General features: G+C 65.0%; 14 protein-coding genes and 1 tRNA gene. 5 read left to right on the forward strand and 10 right to left on the reverse strand.

Annotation, left to right across the window (positions count from 1 at the left end; all coding sequences use genetic code 11):
- Positions 1-93 precede the first annotated feature (93 nt).
- Both ON44_RS25635 and ON44_RS25640 read left to right on the forward strand, forming a co-directional pair.
- Complete coding sequence (locus ON44_RS25635) at positions 94-1,416, forward strand: lipase family protein (RefSeq protein ID WP_040694532.1); 1,323 nt, start codon at positions 94-96, stop codon at positions 1,414-1,416.
- A gap of 121 nt (positions 1,417-1,537) precedes the next feature.
- Positions 1,538-2,194, forward strand: coding sequence for a VC0807 family protein (locus ON44_RS25640; protein WP_051182438.1), 657 nt, complete (start codon positions 1,538-1,540; stop codon positions 2,192-2,194).
- A 6-nt stretch (positions 2,195-2,200) separates the two neighbouring features.
- Here ON44_RS25640 and ON44_RS25645 read toward each other — a convergent pair whose 3' ends face one another.
- Entirely contained in the window at positions 2,201-2,755 is a 555-nt protein-coding gene (locus tag ON44_RS25645) for a PadR family transcriptional regulator (RefSeq protein WP_063721633.1), read from the reverse strand.
- Positions 2,756-2,842: 87 nt separating this feature from the next.
- On the opposite strand from ON44_RS25645, the gene ON44_RS25650 reads away from it, so the two are divergent.
- Complete coding sequence (locus ON44_RS25650) at positions 2,843-3,244, forward strand: nuclear transport factor 2 family protein (protein ID WP_040694535.1); 402 nt, start codon at positions 2,843-2,845, stop codon at positions 3,242-3,244.
- On the opposite strand, the gene ON44_RS25655 is transcribed toward ON44_RS25650, so the two are convergent.
- From ON44_RS25655 to ON44_RS25690, 8 genes are all read right to left on the reverse strand, one after another.
- Positions 3,238-4,665, reverse strand: a complete 1,428-nt coding sequence (locus ON44_RS25655; protein WP_040694538.1) for a lipase maturation factor family protein — start codon at positions 4,663-4,665, stop codon at positions 3,238-3,240. The two genes, ON44_RS25650 and ON44_RS25655, sit on opposite strands and share 7 nt — an antisense overlap.
- A gap of 18 nt (positions 4,666-4,683) precedes the next feature.
- Complete coding sequence (locus tag ON44_RS25660) at positions 4,684-7,029, reverse strand: glycoside hydrolase family 65 protein (RefSeq protein ID WP_040694540.1); 2,346 nt, start codon at positions 7,027-7,029, stop codon at positions 4,684-4,686.
- A complete protein-coding gene (locus ON44_RS25665) occupies positions 7,026-7,790 on the reverse strand; it encodes an HAD family hydrolase (RefSeq protein ID WP_040694542.1) in 765 nt (254 codons plus the stop codon). The genes ON44_RS25660 and ON44_RS25665 overlap by 4 nt, the downstream gene beginning before the upstream one ends.
- A gap of 41 nt (positions 7,791-7,831) precedes the next feature.
- On the reverse strand, positions 7,832-8,701 hold the full coding sequence (locus ON44_RS25670; RefSeq protein WP_040694544.1) for a MurR/RpiR family transcriptional regulator: 870 nt from the start codon (positions 8,699-8,701) through the stop codon (positions 7,832-7,834).
- A 224-nt stretch (positions 8,702-8,925) separates the two neighbouring features.
- Positions 8,926-11,118 (reverse strand): hypothetical protein, encoded by a 2,193-nt coding sequence (locus ON44_RS25675; RefSeq protein WP_157187321.1) that lies wholly within the window; start codon positions 11,116-11,118, stop codon positions 8,926-8,928.
- Positions 11,119-11,733: 615 nt separating this feature from the next.
- The gene (locus tag ON44_RS25680; RefSeq protein WP_245567334.1) at positions 11,734-13,308 is read right to left on the reverse strand and encodes an FAD-dependent monooxygenase; all 1,575 of its coding nucleotides are present in this window, start codon (positions 13,306-13,308) and stop codon (positions 11,734-11,736) included.
- 113 nt (positions 13,309-13,421) lie between these two features.
- The gene (locus ON44_RS25685) at positions 13,422-14,522 is read right to left on the reverse strand and encodes an NAD(P)H-dependent amine dehydrogenase family protein (RefSeq protein ID WP_040694551.1); all 1,101 of its coding nucleotides are present in this window, start codon (positions 14,520-14,522) and stop codon (positions 13,422-13,424) included.
- The gene (locus ON44_RS25690; protein ID WP_051182439.1) at positions 14,519-15,535 is read right to left on the reverse strand and encodes a 3-ketosteroid-9-alpha-monooxygenase, oxygenase component; all 1,017 of its coding nucleotides are present in this window, start codon (positions 15,533-15,535) and stop codon (positions 14,519-14,521) included. Before ON44_RS25690 ends, ON44_RS25685 begins: the two co-directional genes overlap by 4 nt.
- A gap of 204 nt (positions 15,536-15,739) precedes the next feature.
- Here ON44_RS25690 and ON44_RS25695 point away from each other — a divergent pair, with 204 nt between their 5' ends.
- The gene (locus tag ON44_RS25695) at positions 15,740-16,312 is read left to right on the forward strand and encodes a TetR/AcrR family transcriptional regulator (protein WP_051182452.1); all 573 of its coding nucleotides are present in this window, start codon (positions 15,740-15,742) and stop codon (positions 16,310-16,312) included.
- Between the two features lie 105 nt (positions 16,313-16,417).
- Here ON44_RS25695 and ON44_RS25700 read toward each other — a convergent pair.
- A tRNA-Met gene (locus tag ON44_RS25700) sits at positions 16,418-16,491 on the reverse strand.
- Positions 16,492-17,058: 567 nt separating this feature from the next.
- On the opposite strand from ON44_RS25700, the gene ON44_RS25705 reads away from it, so the two are divergent.
- On the forward strand, positions 17,059-17,610 hold the full coding sequence (locus ON44_RS25705; RefSeq protein WP_040694557.1) for a transglycosylase family protein: 552 nt from the start codon (positions 17,059-17,061) through the stop codon (positions 17,608-17,610).
- Positions 17,611-17,687 lie beyond the last annotated feature (77 nt).

Consider the following 17,687-nt stretch of genomic DNA (forward strand, 5'->3'; position numbering starts at 1 on the left):
TCCCACCCCCGCATTGCTACGTTTAGTATCGGTATTCCGGCGTCATTTCAAATAAAACACCATGCCGGTGCACCCTCGAAAGGATGTACAGGAATGAGCGTGCACGCCGACGCCGGAAGGGAATCGGCGCACCCGATTGCCGAAATCTTTCGTTCCGGTCGGCCGCTACAGCCGGAGCTGGATCAGTTCTATCGGCCGCCCGCCGGATTCGCACGCTTCGCCCCCGGCACCATCCTGCGGACACGCAAGGTCGAGCTGGCGCTGTTCGGCCGTGTACCACTGAGGTTTTCGGCCTGGCAGCTGCTGTACCGCACCAGCAACTTCCACGGCACCGCGGAGGCGGCGGTGACCACGGTACTGCTGCCGTGGGGCGCCGACCCGCGCGAGCCGCGGCCGCTGGTCTCGTTCCAGTGCGCCATCGACGGCGTCAGCTCGAAATGTCTGCCTTCGTACGCACTGCGGCACGGCGCGCGGGCACTCGGCTCGATTCCGCAGATCGAACTACCCGTCATCACCTACGCACTGGCCCGTGGCTGGGCGATCTCGGTGCCCGATCACGGCGGGCTGGCCGGACATTTCGGCGTGCCACGCGAACCCGGCTACCGATCCCTCGACGCCATCCGGGCGAGCCTGCGCTTCGCACCGCTCGGCCTGAGCGAGGTGACTCCCGTTGCGCTGTGGGGTTATTCGGGCGGCGGCCTCGCTACGGCGTGGGCCGCGGAACTGGCCGCCGAATACGCACCGGAACTCGATATCGTCGGCGCGGTCGCCGGCTCACCGGTCGGCGATCCAGGTTCGGCCTTCGCGCGGTTGAACGGCACCTTCTTCGCCGGTTTCGCAACGGTGTGCGTGGCCGGACTGCGCCGCGCCTACGCGGATCTGGATCGCATCCTGCGCACCCATGTGAAGACCGAATTCCTCGATCTGCTCACCGATGCCGAATCGCGGACCACACTGCATCTGCTGTTCCGCTTGATGGGCAAAAACGTCGACGACTACAGCCACCGCACCTTCGCCGACCTGCTCGCCGAACCCGGCCTGCAACGGATCATGGCCGATATCCGTCCCGGTGTGCAGGCGCCCGCCATGCCCCTGCTGGTCATCCAGGGCGTCAATGACGAACTCATCGCCGTCGACGATATCGACCAGCACGTTGCCCGCTACACGGTCCGCGGCGCGCATGTGCGCTATCTGCGCGACCGCCTCAGCCTGCATATGCCGCTGTTGTTCATCGGCGCGCCGGTCACCATGAACTGGCTGGCGGATCGATTCGACCATCGTCCGTTGCCCGCGGCGGGCACGAAAACGGTGTGGTCGGTGGCCTTCACGAAGCGAGAGGCACTGGGCCACTTGCGTTTCGCCGTACTCTTCGTGCGCATGCTCGCAGGCAGACCGATCCGGCAGTTCCATCGGTAGGCAGCGGGCATGACAGTTGTCATGCCGGACCCGTGATGGTTGGCAGATTTGTCGCCGAGCGCCGATCCGTAACGTCATTTCGCGTAGTGCACAGCCGAATCACCAGCCAGGAGCACCCGCAATGACGACCACCGCACAGCCCGCGGCTGAGCCGACCGCCGCACCGCCGCGCTTCAGCCCGATCCGCGTACTGGCCCCGATCGCCCGTGATGTCGCGGTGCCCATCGGCGCGTACTTCCTGCTGACCGGACTCGGCTACAGCGACTTCACCGGCCTGCTCGCAGGCACCCTGTTCTCGGGTGCGGTGCTGATCATCGAGACGATCCGAACGCGGCGCCTCGAGCCGTTCGCCGCGATCATGCTCGGCGTCTTCGCCTTCGGTCTGATCGGTTCACTCATCAGCGGCGATCCCCGCATGATGATCGTCAAGGATTCCGCGGGCACCGCGATCGTCGGTATCGCCTTCCTGATCAGCACCGTGGTCGGCAAACCGCTGACCTACCTGTCCGCGCGCAAGGCACTCGCGGCCACCGGACCGGCCGAACTCGCCGAATTCGAGGCGTCCTACCAGGCGAACCCGGCCAAGCGCCGCGGCTTCAACACCTTGGCCACGGCCTGGGGCGTCGGCCTCGTCGCCGAAGCCACGGTCCGCGTCCTGCTGGCCTACCAACTCCCCATCCACACCATGGCCTGGCTCTCGCCGGTCCTGTCGGCCATCTTCTTCGCCCCGCTGATCGCCCTCAGCGTCCGCTTCGTCAAGCGCGCCCGCCGCGCCTGATTCCCGCTACTTCCGCCGCCGGTCCCGATATTCGGGGTCGGCGGCGAGGTCTTCCCAGAACTCGACATAGGCCTGTTCGTGCAGGATGCCGAGCCGCAGGATGCGCGCGCGGGAGACCACGCGCACCTTGTCGCTCGGGTCGATATCGGCGTACAGCGATCGATACAGCTCGAGGAGGCGACGATGCTCCGCGGCCTCGCTGTTCGCCAGGGCGACCACATCGCCCGGCGCGCCCAGATCCGCGAAGAAGAGTTTGAGCTGTGCCGGATCCCGGGTCTCGGCGGGCGGGCTCTGTGGATCGGCGAGCCAACGCTTCAGTTCGGCCCGGCCCTTATCCGTCAGATGGAAAAGTCGACGCCGCCGCCCGCCCTGCTCGGCCTCCTCGTCGAGCAACCCCTGCTCGGCCAGGCGCACGGGAATCCGATAGAGCTGCGCATGCGGCACCGGCCAGAAGTAGTCGACACTCTCCTCGAGCTTGGCCTTCAACTCATAGGGCGTCAGCGGTCCGTGGCGGGCGATGAGCCCGAGCACGATGTGGTCCTGCGGTCCGAGATCCGCCATGGCTCCTCCATCCCATTGACACCGTCTCAATGAGACTATATGTTACTGCCATCGAGACCATATCAATGAGACTATTGAGGAGTACTGATGCGTGACTTCGGCATCACCCTGTTCGACGAATGGACCGCGATGTGGAACGGCGACCTGGCGCTCGCGGACAAGATCATGGCCCCCGAATTCACCCTCCGCTACGCCCAGCCGGGCGCCGGCGACTACGACGATATCCACGACCGGCAAACCTTCGCCGCCAAGATCGCCGGATTCCGCGACGAGCGTCCCGGAATCCGATTCGTGCCCCAGGGTGAGCCCGTCGTCGAAATGGATGACACCCGAACGGGATTCGTGGCACGCCCTTATGGCGCGGCGCGCACCGGACCGGATGGCGAACAGATCGACGTGAGCGGCACCGACATCCTGCGCATCGCCGCCGGGCTGATCACCGAGGTCTGGTCGGCATCCGGCGGCCCCGGCGGCCGCAGCTACTACTGACTCAGCGCCATCGGCGGGAGGTACTCACCGACCAGGGTGCGCCGCCACAGCATGTGCTCCTGCTGGAGTTCGGCGCGAGTCGCGAAGCGGTACAGATAGATTCGCGCTCGCACATACGTCGGTGGCGAGTCGGGGAAGGGGCAGCTGCGCAATAGTCGCAGTGTCGCAGGGTCATTGCGCAGCAGTCGTTCGACGAAGGCGAGCAACCAGCTGCGGGCGTAGGACGGGGAGATCGCGGCGAACCACATCAGCCAGTCCAGCCTGAGGTGGTATGGCGCCCATTGCCGTGGCCATCGGCGCGGATCCCCCGGCTTACCCTTGAACTCGTACTCCCGCCACAGTGTCTGGTCGGTGAGCTCCTCCTCGTCGGTGCCCTCGAACACCACCTCCTCGCGGGTGCGGCCGATACTGCCGAACGCGCCATAGGTATTGACCAGGTGCAGGGGGTTGAAGGACGCGTTCATTCGCTGCTGGCGCGAAAGCAGATTGCGGGCGGGCCAGTAGCTCAGCAACACCACCACGGCGGTGCACGCGAGCACCAGGCCGGCGAACCACGGCGGCGCCGCGGGCATCGACGGCGGATCCGGTACGGGCAGTATCGCTTTCGCCGAGGACATATCGATCACGGTGGTGGCCAATACGATCGTCACCCAGTTCAACCAGGCGAAGTTGCCGGAAAGCACCAGCCATAGCTGCGTGACGATGATGAATGCGGCGGCCACGCTCGCCACCGGCTGCGGCGCGAAAAGTCCCCAGGGCACAACGAGTTGGGCGAAATGGTTGGCCGCCACCTCCACGCGATGCAGCGGTTTGGGCAGGCGGTGGAAGAACCAGCTCAGCGGGCCGGGCATCGGCTGGGTCTCGTGGTGGTAGTACAGACAGGTCAGATCCCGCCAGCAGGAATCGCCACGCATCTTGATCAGACCGGCGCCGAACTCCACCCGGAACAGCAGCCACCGCGCCAACCACAACACCAGCACCGGCGGCGCGACCCGATCATTGCCGAGGAAGATCGCCAAGAATCCGGCCTCCAGCAGCAGCGACTCCCACCCGAACGCATACCACGCCTGCCCCACATTGACGATCGACAGGTACAGCGCCCACAGCACCGCCCACATCAGCATCGCCGCCCACAGCGGCACCACATTCAACGCACCCGCCACCACCGCGGCCGATAGCGCGGCGCCCGACCACGCGACCACGGCGAAGAACCGGTCCGAATAGTGGAAATGAAAGATGCTGGGCGCCCGGCGAAATTCGACCCGCCGGACGAATCGGGGCACCGGCAACATTCCCTTCGCACCGATGAGTGCCCGGAACTGCCGCGCCGCCGCGACGAAGGCGATCAGATAGATGACGGCCAGACCGTGCTGGAAAACCAGTCTGCCCAACCAGTACTCGGATTCGGTGAACGATGGCATGCCCGCTCCTTCGTACCGCTACCCTCGCCGAAACGGCGCCCGCCCCTCGGGTAGCAATGGCTCGGGTCGATCGGATTGCCGCGGAATCGGCAGCGTCACCGCGACATTGCCGAGCGTCGCAAAGCGACCGTGATGACGCAGGACGAACGAATCTCCGGACAGCAGTCGATAAGTCGCGGAATCGCCGGTGATCTCGACGGCTATGCCACTGCCGCGCCAGATAATCCGGAAGGCCAGGCGCTCGATATTCGCGGGAAGTCGTGGTGCGAAACTCAATTCACCACCGTGGTCACGCATGCCGCCGAAACCGAAGACGCAGCAGAGCCATGCTCCGGCAAGTGAGGCCATATGCAGGCCGTTGGCGACATTGTGATGCAGATCATGCAGGTCGGTCAGTGCGGCTTCGGCGAAATAGTCGAAGGCGAGCGAGAGGTGGCCGACCTCGGCGGCCATAACGGACTGGCCGGCGGCCGACAGCGAAGAGTCGCGGACGGTCAATGTCTCGTAGTAATCGAAGTTGCGTGCCTTCTGCTCGGGGGTGAAAGCGTTGGGACACAAGTACATTGCCAAGCTCAGGTCGGCCTGTTTGACGACCTGCTTGCGATACAGATCGAAGTACGGGTAATGCAGCATCAGCGGATACTTCTCCGGCGGAGTCGCGGTGAAGTCCCAGCGGGCATGTTCGGTGAAGCCCTCGGATTGTTCGTGCACACCGAGTTCCTCGTTATAGGGCAGGTACATACATTTGGCGCGGTCGCGCCAGCCGCGGATCTCGTCCGCGTCGACCTCCAACTGCTCGGCGATATCCGGTTGGCGCACACAGGCTTCGGCCGCTTCGTCTAGGTTCCGCTGCGCCATCAGATTCGTATAGATGTTGTTGTCGGCGAGTGCGGAGTATTCGTCGGGACCCGTCACGCCGTCGATCCTGAAGTTCCCCGCCGTGTCATAATGACCCTGGCTCACCCACGAGCGCGCGGTCTCCACCAAAAGCTCGACACCGCAGCCTCTTTCGAAGTGCTCATCGCCGGTCGCGGCGAGATATCGGACCACCGCATCGGCGATATCGGCATTGACGTGCACCGCCGCCGTACCGGTCGGCCAGTAGCCGGAACCCTCGTCGCCGTTGATGGAGCGCCACGGGAACATCGCTCCGGTGTGGCCGAGTTCGCGTGCGCGCCGCCGGGCCCGGTCAAGGGTGGCGTGCCGCCAACGCAGTGCGTCGCCCGCCGCCACCGGCATCGTGTAGGTCAATACCGGCAGTACGAAAGTCTCTGTGTCCCAGAATGAATGGCCGTCATAGCCCGGCCCGGTCAGTCCCTTGGACGGTATCGCGCGCGACTCACCGCGTGCACCGGCCTGTAGTACGTGGAACAGCGCGAATCGTACGGCCTGCTGGAGTTCCGGATCCCCGTCGATCTCGATATCAGCGGTGGACCAGAAGTTGTCCAGGTACTCACGCTGCCGGGCCAGCAACGTATCCCAGCCGGTCTCCAGGCCGGCCGCCAATGCCGCGTCCACCTGTGCACGCAGCGCCGGTACCGAGCGTCGACTCGACCATCCGTAGCCGAGATACTTCGTCAACCGCAAGCGCCGGCCCTTCGCGACATCGACCGCGATCGTCAAGCGCGCCAGATCCTCCTCGGCGTGCACACTGCAGCGTGGGGTCGCGTCGACCTCGAGTTCGTGGTCCATGGCCGCGGCCATGTGCAGCTCGGAGCGCCGGGTGTGGTGCACGAGCACCGCGGCGAAGTCACGTGCCGCACAGAAGTCAGCCACCAGCGGACGGTCCAGCGCAACGGCGAGCCGAGGATCGTTGTGCGAAGTCGGAACCGGTTCATTGGCAAGCAGATCCGATTGGATGACCAGCTCGAGATCGCCGTCGAGCGGTTCGACCTCGTAGCGGATCGCGGCCAGGGCACGTTCGGTGAACGACACCAGCCGCTCCGAGCGGATGCGCACGCACCGACCGGTCGGCGAGGTCCAGACCGTGGTACGCCGCAGCGTGCCGGACCGGAAGTCCAGCACCCGTTCGTGTTCGACGGCCTGGCCATAGCGCATATCCATCGGCTCGTCCTCGACGAGCAACCGGATGATCTTCCCGTCGGTCACATTGACGACGGTCTGGCCTTCCTCCGGATAGCCATAGCCTGCTTCGGCATAAGGCAATTGGCGTTTCTCGTAGAACCCGTTGAGGTAGGTCCCCGGCTTGCCGACCGGCTCCCCCTCCTCCAGCGTGCCGCGCAGCCCGAGATGCCCGTTGGCGAGCGCGAAAATCGACTCGGTTCGGTGCAATGCCTCGAGATCCAGTCCACACCAACGCAAGTGCCATGGCGCGATCTCGAAGCCACGGCAGTCGGTAGTCATTGCGATGGCCCGAGCTCGGCCAGATCGGTGACGACCACATCCGCACCCGCCCGACGCAATGCCTCGGCCTGCGTGCCATCACGCACTCGATCGACGCCGACCACATATCCGAAGTCCGCGGCCCGACCGGCCGTCACCCCGGCGATGGCATCCTCGAATGCCGCGGCCTGTTCCGGCTTGGCGTCCAGCGCCTCCGCGGCCGCGAGAAATGCGTCCGGCGCGGGTTTGCCGCGCAGGCCGCGGCCGGCGATCTCGACTCCGTCGATACACACATCGACGAACCGGGTCAGATCCGCGACCGCCAACACCTCATGGGCATTCGCCGAAGCGGTAACCACCCCCGTCCGCAACCCGGCCTCGCGTGCCCCGTTCAGATAGGCCAGCGACCCCGGATAGACGTGCACCCCGTCGCGTTCGAGGAACGACAGGAGCAGCCGATTCTTCCGATTACCGAGCCCGCGCACGGTCGGCTCCCCCTCCGCCGCATCGGGTTCCCCCTCCGGCAGCGTGATCCCGCGCGACTTCAGGAACTCCCGGATACCGTCCGCCCGCGAGCGGCCGTCCACATAGCCCAGATAGTCCGCATCGGTGAACGGATGGAACGGGCCGGGGCTGCGACCTGCCAGAAACTCGTCGAAGACCGCCTTCCACGCCCGCCGGTGCACCGCCGCGGTATCGGTCAACACACCGTCGAGGTCGAACAGCGCCACCGAGGTCGTTTCGGGCAATCCGAGCCCCCGGACATCATGGCTGGGCGTCATACCGCAGCGGTACCCGAGCAGGGCACCGGCAAACGGCGCGACTAGTCGAGCAATTGATCGTCGAGGATGTCGGTATCGGTGCCGAGGGATCCCACCCGCATCGCGACGGCGGTGACCAAGGCGTGCACCAGGGCGGTGAAGGCGGTCAGGGAGCGCAGGACGGTGAGCGAGCCGGTCCCGACGTAGAAGGTCACATCGGCGATGCGGGCCAGCGGGGAGGATGCGTCATCGGTGAGAGCGATGGTGATGGCGCCGCGGCGGCGTGCCGATTCGACCGCACGCACGGTGTCGCTGCTGTAGCGCCGGATCGATACCGCGACGAGTGCGTCGCCGGGTTCGATATCACGTAGTTCGTCGGTCAGCACCCGGGCGGTCGCGCCGAGCTGGCGGACTCGATGGCGCACCAGCTGCAGCTGGTAGGTGGCGGCATAGGCGATCGCGAGACAGCGCCGCAGCCCGATGACGTGCACGGACGAGGCGTGCGCCAGCGTCTCGACCGCCCGATCCCAGTCGCCGCGATCGATCCGCGCGAAGGTACGGGACATATTGTTGGTGTCGTATTCGGTTATCGCGGTGAAGAACTCGTCGTTCGAGCTCGGCGGTGGCGCGTCGGCGGGTCTACGCACCAGATACGCCTCGGCGGCGAGTTGTCTGCGGCAGAGTTCGACCAGGCCCGGATAGCCGGGCAGGCCCAGCATGGTCGCGAATCGCACCAGCGAGGAACGGTGCACGCCCGCGAGTTCGGCACTCTGGCCGATGCTGCGGAATGCGGTTCCCTCCGGATCGTCCAATACCAGCCTGGCTATGCGCTGTTGGCCGTCGGCCAGTTCGGGAAGGCGCTGCTGCAGGAGGGCGCGCAGTTCCTGATAGGTGGTGGGAGCGCTGTCCCGCACGGTGAGCCTCACGATCATTCGGGGTACTCGAACGATAGGCCGTCACCATAACTGACGGCCCGTCTGGTTCTAGTGCCCCCGGGCAATCACGTTCAACCCACAGGTTTCTACCAGTTTTCGGGGCTATGCGAATGGGTCTCCTTGCTGTGAGGTCAGGTTCCGCATCCGGAGCCCGGACCACGGATCGTTGACCAGTCCATCGGTGCGGCCGTCGAAATTGTGCGCATGCTCGACCGTCACGCCTACGAAGACCATGGGTTGGGTCCGCCATTCGGAACGAAGCTGTTGAAGTTGGCCAGTTGCCGGGTCGACCGCTGCAACGCCTGAAGAAGAATCGGGTCGTTCTGCTGCTGGTAATAGTTCGTGGCCGCTTGCTGGTGCTGGAGCGCCAGTTGCCGTCCGATGTGTTGGCGAGTATCGCGCCCGGCGTTGCGCCATTCGTCCGGGGTGATGGTTCTGAGCTGATGTTCATTGCTGTTCATGACCCGCTGGACGAACTGGTGATCTACGGCGTTCGGGTTCATCGGTGCAGTGGAGTGCCGCACGAAGTTGTCCGCGGCCACCACGGCCTGCCCCGCGAATGCCGGCAGCGCGGCGACGCCTTGGTGGTTCTCCACCGCGTACCCCGCGGCGAGCGCCTTCTGTAAGGGCGCGAAGCCGTTCGGGTTGTAGTCCTTCATGCTGGCCTTCTGGACGGCCAACGCGCGCTGGGCATCGATCACCTGCTGATCGGTCGCACCCATCGCCAGCAGAATAGGAGCGACCATAGAGTCCGGGACCTTGCTGTCGCCCAGACCGTCCAGAACATTTCCGACACCGAGAGCGGACCTGATTCCGCCCGCTATTCCGTCCAACCGCCCGGCGGCCTTGACCCGCCAGTTCCCGCGGGCAGCGTGGCTGTACTCCTGCAATTGCCGCACCATCGGCGAGACGGCGATGTTGTTGAGATCCATCCACTTCTTCCTGCGCGACAGCGGGTTCAACGGGGCCACCGTGGCCCCGAGGAGCCACGCGGTCGCGGGCGACGCATTGATCGTGTTCAGCATGCCCATCCCGGACATCAGACCGCCGTGCAGCGAACCGCCGGCCCGAGCATCACCCATGCCGAGTGCCGATCCCCCGCCACCTCCACCGCCGGGGCGCGCTCCGGACCCCTGCACGGCGAGCGCGAACCGGTTGGCGATCCAGTCATTGCCCCGGCTGAGGCTGCGGCTCAGCCGTTTCAGCTGGGAGACGGCGACGATCTCGACGGTGCCCGCGATCACGATCACCGCCATGGTCTGACCCTTCGCCTGTGCGAACAGATTGCCCATGAACAACACGTAGATGCCGAGGAAGATGGTGTAGGCGGTCATTCGGCCCGCCGCGACAATGCCGTCGACGAGATTGCGGACCAGAAAGGTCTGCGTCGGTCCGTAGACGAATCCGCCTGCGGCGAAACCGAATATCGACATGAACCCGTGATAGATCGCGTCCAGTGCGGCCTTGATGACCCTGATGCCGAGCACCACCGCGAAGACCAACAGGATGCCGCCGCAGATCAACAGCATCAGACCGGTACCGACCTGCCCCATCGTCGGATTCTGGGCCTTGGCGTAGGCGGCTGAATCACCGCAGCTCTGCATACCCTTGCGCACCCGATCGTCGTCGCCCGCGATCATCCCCGCGGACCACGCCGACCGGCAGGCCGGTTGCTCGTCGACCACATGCCCGAAATTCCACACCTGCACCGGGCGGCGGGCGAAGTTGTCCGCCAGATCGCGCTGCATGGTCGCCACCAGTTGGTTCGGATTCGGGCTGTTGTTGCCGTTGAGCCCGGCCGCCACCGAAATTCCCAAATCCCTACCCTTGGCAAGCAATCCGTCCGAGGACAGCACATCGCCGAGCGGCTCGGCCAGGAATACCGGACCGAGCACCGCGACACCGAGCATCGTGACGATCTGCAGCACCGCCTTGGCGTGATAGCCACGCAACCAGAACCAGGCGACGCAGAACGCTCCGATCGTAGCGGCGGTGATCAGCAGCATCGGTGTCGCGATCTGACCGGTCAGCCGGTCCGCGACGCCGGTCAATGCCGAGCCGAACATATTGAGCCACTGGAAGCTCAGCGCATTACCGATCAACCAGATCGCGGTCGTCACGATGGCGATATAGCCGATGAATTCGAAGCCCAGGATCGCCCAGAGGATCGTCGAGCCCGGGTTCAGCACCCCGCCGTTGTCGGTCGCGAAGGCATAGTTCGCCAGCGGCACCCCGGACGAATCGCGGATATGCATCCAGCTGAGGCCGTCGATTTCGGAGACACTGCTGCCGGTCGCCGCGGACAGGTACTGCGCATTGGCCACCGCGCCGACGAGTCCGGGAAAGACAAATAGGACGAAGATGACGGCCAGCACCCAGCCGAGGCGTCTACGCCAACGAATTGCAGGGGACATGACGGGGCGCGGACAGCACCCTTTCGGATCCTCGGATCCCCACCACGGCCGGACCGGCCGCCTCTTCGACCGTCTGGCCATACCCCTCAGCATGACGCAACTATTGTTGCGTAGCAACACTTTTAAGAAACCATTTGTTCACCTAACGTCCACTTGCTGCGGTTTTCCGTGGAGCCCCTCGGACTTGACCGCAGGGGGACCCGCCCACCACGGGGTCGCTCGCATGCGCAGATCGCGAGGGTGCAGTGCTGCTCCCCGCGGCGGGACGTACGCGATGGCTCGGCCGAAATGTGCTGTGCCGCCAGGCAATACCTCCTTCGAACGGATTCGAGGGGACTACCCGATTCGACCGGCTCCAGCGATGATGGCGTGCCGTGGCGCTCGGGCAGCCGGATTCAGTTGGGCGAGTGTGGTATTCAGCCGATTATCGCGACTGCGGTGATCGACCCGGCCGTGCGGATCGTGGCAGGTGCTCAGGGTGTCGCGGGCAGACCCATCGACGTCACCGGTGCCAGGATCTCGACGCGGGCCGACGCGACGTAGTTATTGCGCTGCTCCCGGGGCGCGTCGGCACTGCTCCCGCTGGCGGGAAAGAGCGGGAGCAGTGCCGCCCGCTCAGCCGGGCTGATCGACCGGCGTTTTCAGGGGTGCGCCGAACCAGTCGGAGAGCGCGGCGCGCAGCGCGGGCTCGGCGGTGTCGATCGGCTCGTCGATGGTTGCCGCCCAGGCGACGTAAGCGTCCGGGCGGATCAGCAGAGCGTCGGCCGGCCGGTGATCGGTTTCGGCGATGTGGATTTCGACGCGATGCTGCCAGTCTCGGGCGATCTCGCGAAGCTCCGGCCGGTCGGCGAGGACGAGCAGGATCGGTCGTGCGGTGTGCATGAGTTCCGCGACACTGGTCGCGCCTCGGTCGCCGTACAGGGTGAGGTCGGGTGCGAAGGTCCCGGTCAACGGGTGCTCGTTGGGATTGGGCAGCGGGTAGCGGATGTCCGTGCCCGCGATCAGGGCGCCCACGCGTCGCAATGGCTGCTCGTCGAGAAGCAGTTCCTGGAAGACCTTTCGAAGTGCTTCGGCGGCCGGATCCTGTCCGCGCCGCAGTGCCACCTGGGCCCGAGTATGTAGCAGCGTCCGCGCGCCGGCGAGGTGGCGTTCGTCGTGATAGGTGTCCAGCAGACCGTCCGGCGCCCAGCCCTCGATATCGGCGGCCAGTTTCCAGGCCAGGTTGACCGTATCGAGCATGCCCGCATTGATCGCCACACCCGTGGCGGGGAACAGGTGGGCCGCATCTCCGGCCAGCAGGATCCGCCCGGCGCGGTACCGTTCGGCCAGCCGATCCTTGAAGGTGAAGCGCGACAGCCGAATCGGTTCTCCGAGTGGTAGATCCGCGCCGAGCACCCGGCGGACGCTGTCCTGGAACTCGGTCAGGGTCATCGGTTCATCGTCGTCGTATTCGGTGGACTCGTCTTCGGTGGTGAAGAGCCCGAGCAGTTCGGGAGTGGTCGACCCGTTCGCGAACGTGCCGCGGTCGGTTTGCGTGAATCCCGCACGGATCCTGCCGAAACCCGGGACATCGAGGTCGCCGCTGTCGAGCACGGTCACCGAATCGTGCACGGTGACCTGGACCAGCCGATTGACCTCCGGATATGTGGTGCCGGGGAATGCGATGCCCGCCATATCGCGGATCCGGCTGCGCCCGCCGTCGCAGCCCACCAGGTACCGGGCGGTCACTCGGTACGGTCCGTCCGGCCCGTGCACGTCCGCGGTCACCGTGGCGTCGTCCTGGCTCACCCCGACCACCTCGTGTCCGCGGTGGATGTCGACGCCCAGTTCAGTGACCCGTTCGGCGAGCACACGCTCCAGCCGATGCTGTGCGAGCGGCAGCGCGTGCAGCGGGGGATCCGGCAGGCGCGTCAAGTCCACGTGCACACCGCCGAACGGGAAGCGCGGAGCCGGAATGGGGTCGGTGTTGGCTGCTTCACAGCGTTCCAACAGGCCGCGGTAGCGCAGCAGTTCCAGGATCCGCCCGCCGATACCGCCGGCCTTCGGGATGTCTCGGGGCTGCGCCTTCCGCTCCAACACCAGCGGTCGCACGCCGCTCAGACGCAGCTCGGCGGCCAGCATCAACCCGGTCGGGCCCGCACCCACGATGATCACATCGGTGTCGGTCACATGCATTCGGTTACTTCCCATCTCACGCAGGTTCTGGCCTCGGCCAGCGATTCTGCAGCACGACCGGGGTCTTGCCGCAATCCCCCGGATGCGTTATATGTTGAGAAGGGAAATGAGAGGGTGCGCCCCTTTTCCTAGTCGCGGGGATTTTTGAACCGACCGGCGAATCCGCGCAGCGGGAGGTCCGCACTGGTCAGCAGTCCCGGCGGGGCGGCGACAACGGACGCGATCGCGTTGAGTGCGGGCAATCCGGTGACGGTCATGCCGATCGATGCGAAGTTGTCCGGGTTGGAGAGGTCGACGCCGGGCTTCGGGAGAATCATGTGCTTGTTGTAAATGCACGGATCGCCCTTGATCCGAGTTATGTAGCAGCCCTTGATATTCCAGCTCGGGTCGGTGCAGGGGGTCATCTGCCACTCCAGATGAGTCTCGATCCTCGGAACGCCGTCGACCATGCCCTGGTACTTGATGTGATTACCCCCGAGCGACCCCTTCGGGAGCCGGTACCAGCCCAGGTCGACATCCTTGGTGCAGGCGCCGAGTTCATAGGTGAACTTCACCTCGTCGAGTTCCAGACCGAAGCAGTCGGCCATCATCAGCACGCTGTCGGCGAAGACGCTGGTGTATTTCTCCAGCTTGCCGGGAATGCTCGGGTCGTCGACAGGTGACCCGTAGCCGACCTCGATCCAGGTCTCCTTCGAGTGGTGGCACGACACGTCGACGGACTCGAGGGTGGTGATGTTCTCGATCTCGGCGACGTCGGCGGAACACACCACACCGAGGATCTGGTTCAGGCCCGGATTCATGCCGGTGCCGTAGAAGGTCGAGCCACCCTTCGCGCACGCCGCGCTCAGGAGCGAGGTCACCGTCTTACCCGACGGATGCGGGTGGTTGGTGTCGCGATGCCAACCGGTGATCCAGTCCGCGGTGGTGACGATGTCGATGCCCGCTTCGAGCACCTTGACATAGAGGTCCTCGTCAGGGAATACGCCGTGGAAGGTGAGCACATCGGGTGCGGCGGCGATGATCTCGTCGACCGAGCCGGTTGCGAGGACGCCGTTCGGTGCCAGACCGGCGATCTCGCCGGCGTCGCGGCCGATCTTCTCCGGTGTGTAGCAATGCAATCCGATGAGTTCGAGATCCGGATGGTTGCCGATTCGTTTGATCATCTCGGTTCCGACATTGCCGGTGGCGACTTGGAACACCCGGATCGGCGCTTTGGTTGGTGCGTTCATTGATGCCTGCTTTTCTGGATGGGTTGATCGTGCGTCGGGATCGGGTAGAACTGCTCGGCCCAGGTACGGATGGCGGTGAAGCCCTCGTACTCACTTCCGGACAGTGCCGGTGGATCCGAGTAGCGCTGGTGCTGCCAGATATTGACGTCCTGGGTGAACTGGCGAATGACCTCTTGGGCGAACGCCTGGGCTGTCTGTTCGGCCTTCGCCGGATCAGAGCTGGGCCGACGGCCGATGTACACGCCGAAACGAACATCGCAGGTGCTGTCGTCGACCGGGGTGACCGCCGTAATGGTCCGGTTGTCCACCATGCCCCAACTCTTGGTCACCGCGACGCCGAGTCCGCCGTTGATCGCCTCGACGCCACTGTTGACATCCTCGATGGACTGCCCGGCATCGCCTTCGAAGGTGATGGTGAAGTCGACGTAGGACACCGGTTCGTCGAAGTCGTGCCGGGTGAATACCGGCACGATCGGCGTCTGGTGCACGAACTTGAAATGTGCGAAGTCGACACCGTTTTCGAGCACATACTGCGGATGAAGTTCCAGTCGCTCGCGGAACAGAGTGGCCTGCGGGTAGTAGTCGGCCGAGCTGCTGTCGTCGCCGAATCCGGTGAATACGTCGGGCACTTCGAAGAAGGGCGGGCGACCGTCGACGTCGTGCCAGATGTAGACCGATTCGTTGCGCTCGACGACCGGGTGGGTGCGGATGCGCCTACCCCGGTTGGGATGTTTCTCATACGGAATGCAGACGTTGCGGCCCTCGTGGTTCCACTGCCAGCCATGAAAGGGGCATTCGATGACATCGCCCTCGACATGACCGCCGAATCCGAGATGAGCGCCCAAGTGCTCGCAGTAGGCATCCATCACCGTCAGCAGGCCCGACTGCGCCCGCCATGCCACCAACTCCCGGCCGAAGTACGTCATCCGGTGGACCGCGCCGACGCCGATCTCGGCCGACCACGCGACTTGGAACCATCCCGTTGGCTTCATCGATAGCGGCGGTTTCGCCATCTCGTGTCCTCTCCCGGCAGCGCCAAATCACAGTGCCCGCTGTGAAACTATCACAGTGGGTACTGTGAAACTATGAAAAGCGGCTCGGCGGGCAGAGATTCGAATGCGACTCGGCGCACTCCACCAACTAACATCTGGAAAGTGACCGACCGGGATGTCTATGAGCGACGCACGAATCGCCGTGGCGATGCCACCCGGGAAAACATGCTGAAAGCGGCGGTGAAATCGCTGGCCACCGGCGATCCGGGGGCCGTGTCGGCCAGCAAGATCGCCCGCGAGATCGGCGCCACTTGGGGCGCGGTCAAATATCAGTTCGGCGATAACGACGGACTCTGGGCCGCCGTGCTGCACTACACGGCCGAGCGGCGAGCCGACATGCTCACCTTCACCGACACCGCGGCCCCGCTTCGCCAGCGCGTCGCCGGCATCATCGACACCCTCTACGCGGGACTCACCTCCCCCGATTCCCGGGCGATCGAGAACCTACGTGCCGCATTACCGCGCGACCACACCGAACTCGAACAGCTCTACCCCCGCACCGCCGCCGAACTCGCATCCTGGGGCCAGGGTTGGCTAGAGACCTGCCAAAACGCCTTCGCAGACCTCGGGGTGGACCCTTCGCGCGTAGAGGAGATCGCAGCGCTCATCCCGGGCGCCATGCGCGGCATCAACTCCGAACGCCAACTCGGCACCTACTCCGACCTCGACAAGGCCCGGCGTGGACTAACCAACGCCATCGTCGCCTACCTCGAAGATTCGGGCCGATCGACGGTTTGATCGATCACCCGAGCCGGATCGGGGGCCTGGCCACGGTTCCCGATGCGCGCCCGAGCATCAACGAAAAAAGGCCCGGAACATTTCTGTTCCGGGCCGTTTCCCTAGTAGCGGGGACAGGATTTGAACCTGCGACCTCTGGGTTATGAGCCCAGCGAGCTACCGAGCTGCTCCACCCCGCGTCGGTAAACACAACATTACACACGTCTACGCACGGAAGGCAAATCGCTTATCTTCCAGGGGGTTTGCCCTGGTCAGCGGGCTGGATGCGGGGTGGCGACGGGTGGGGTGAGGTTACACACAGACGGCCCGAGGGGGCGATAACGGGCATCTGCCGAATCCGGCCACCGAACCCGACCAAGGGCGGCGGCGAAAGTCGCCCAGAACGCAACAGGCGGGTTGACCAAATGGCTTCAAACGTGATCCGGGCCACTATTTCGTAGTGATCCCGAACACATAACGGTGCTATAACATACCGTCCAGAATCCATTCTTATGGCATTTGCGACCTGCGCAAACACCGGTATACCCGTTATCCGCATCATGCAATGGGGAAGTTATCAAGATGTGATCTGCCGAGATTTCTTCGTTACCGTCGAGCCACGGCCCGGATCAAACGTGATGGGCTCGAACTCGAACCGCCGAACACCGGCGACCCTGTCCCGCGGTTCGAGGATCCCCGACACACCTGGGGGCAGGGACTCGGCTTTCGCATTACCGGGGGCGGTGGGCGCAGGGAGGGAATACAACATGTCGAAGCACCGAAAGCTCAGCACCCGCGCCCTCGGCTATGCCGCTGTCACCGGCGCAATCGTTGCCGTCCCGTTCGGTCTTTCCACCGGCACCGCAACCGCCGCCCCGACCCATAATTGGGATGGCGTCGCGCAGTGCGAAAGCGGTGGCAACTGGGGTATCAACACCGGAAACGGCTACTACGGCGGTCTGCAGTTCTCGCAGAGCACCTGGGCGGCCAACGGTGGCGCCGGTTCCGCCAATAGCGCCAGCAAGGAAGAGCAGATCCGGGTGGCCGAGAATGTGCTCGCCACCCAGGGTGCGGGCGCCTGGCCGGTCTGCGGTCAGTACCTGCGTGCCGGTGAGTCCGAGCCGAGCGCCCCGGCCGTCGTCGAGCCGGAGCCCGCCGCCCCCGTCGAAGCCGCCCCTGCCCCGGCCACCAATGTCAAGGCCGCGATCGAGCAGGCCAAGTCCGCGGGCTACCAGCTGGCCAAGCAGAACGGCCTCGAGGGCCAGTACCAGCAGCTGCTGGACCAGAACGGTGTACTGATCGACTCGTTCGGTCGCTGACGTAAGAATCCGACGTCACTCGGCAACGGCGCCGAGATCGACGTCGGCTCGACGTCGATGAGAACGGCCCCGCCACC

Source organism: Nocardia vinacea NBRC 16497, from assembly GCF_000308835.1.
Lineage (GTDB): Bacteria > Actinomycetota > Actinomycetes > Mycobacteriales > Mycobacteriaceae > Nocardia > Nocardia vinacea.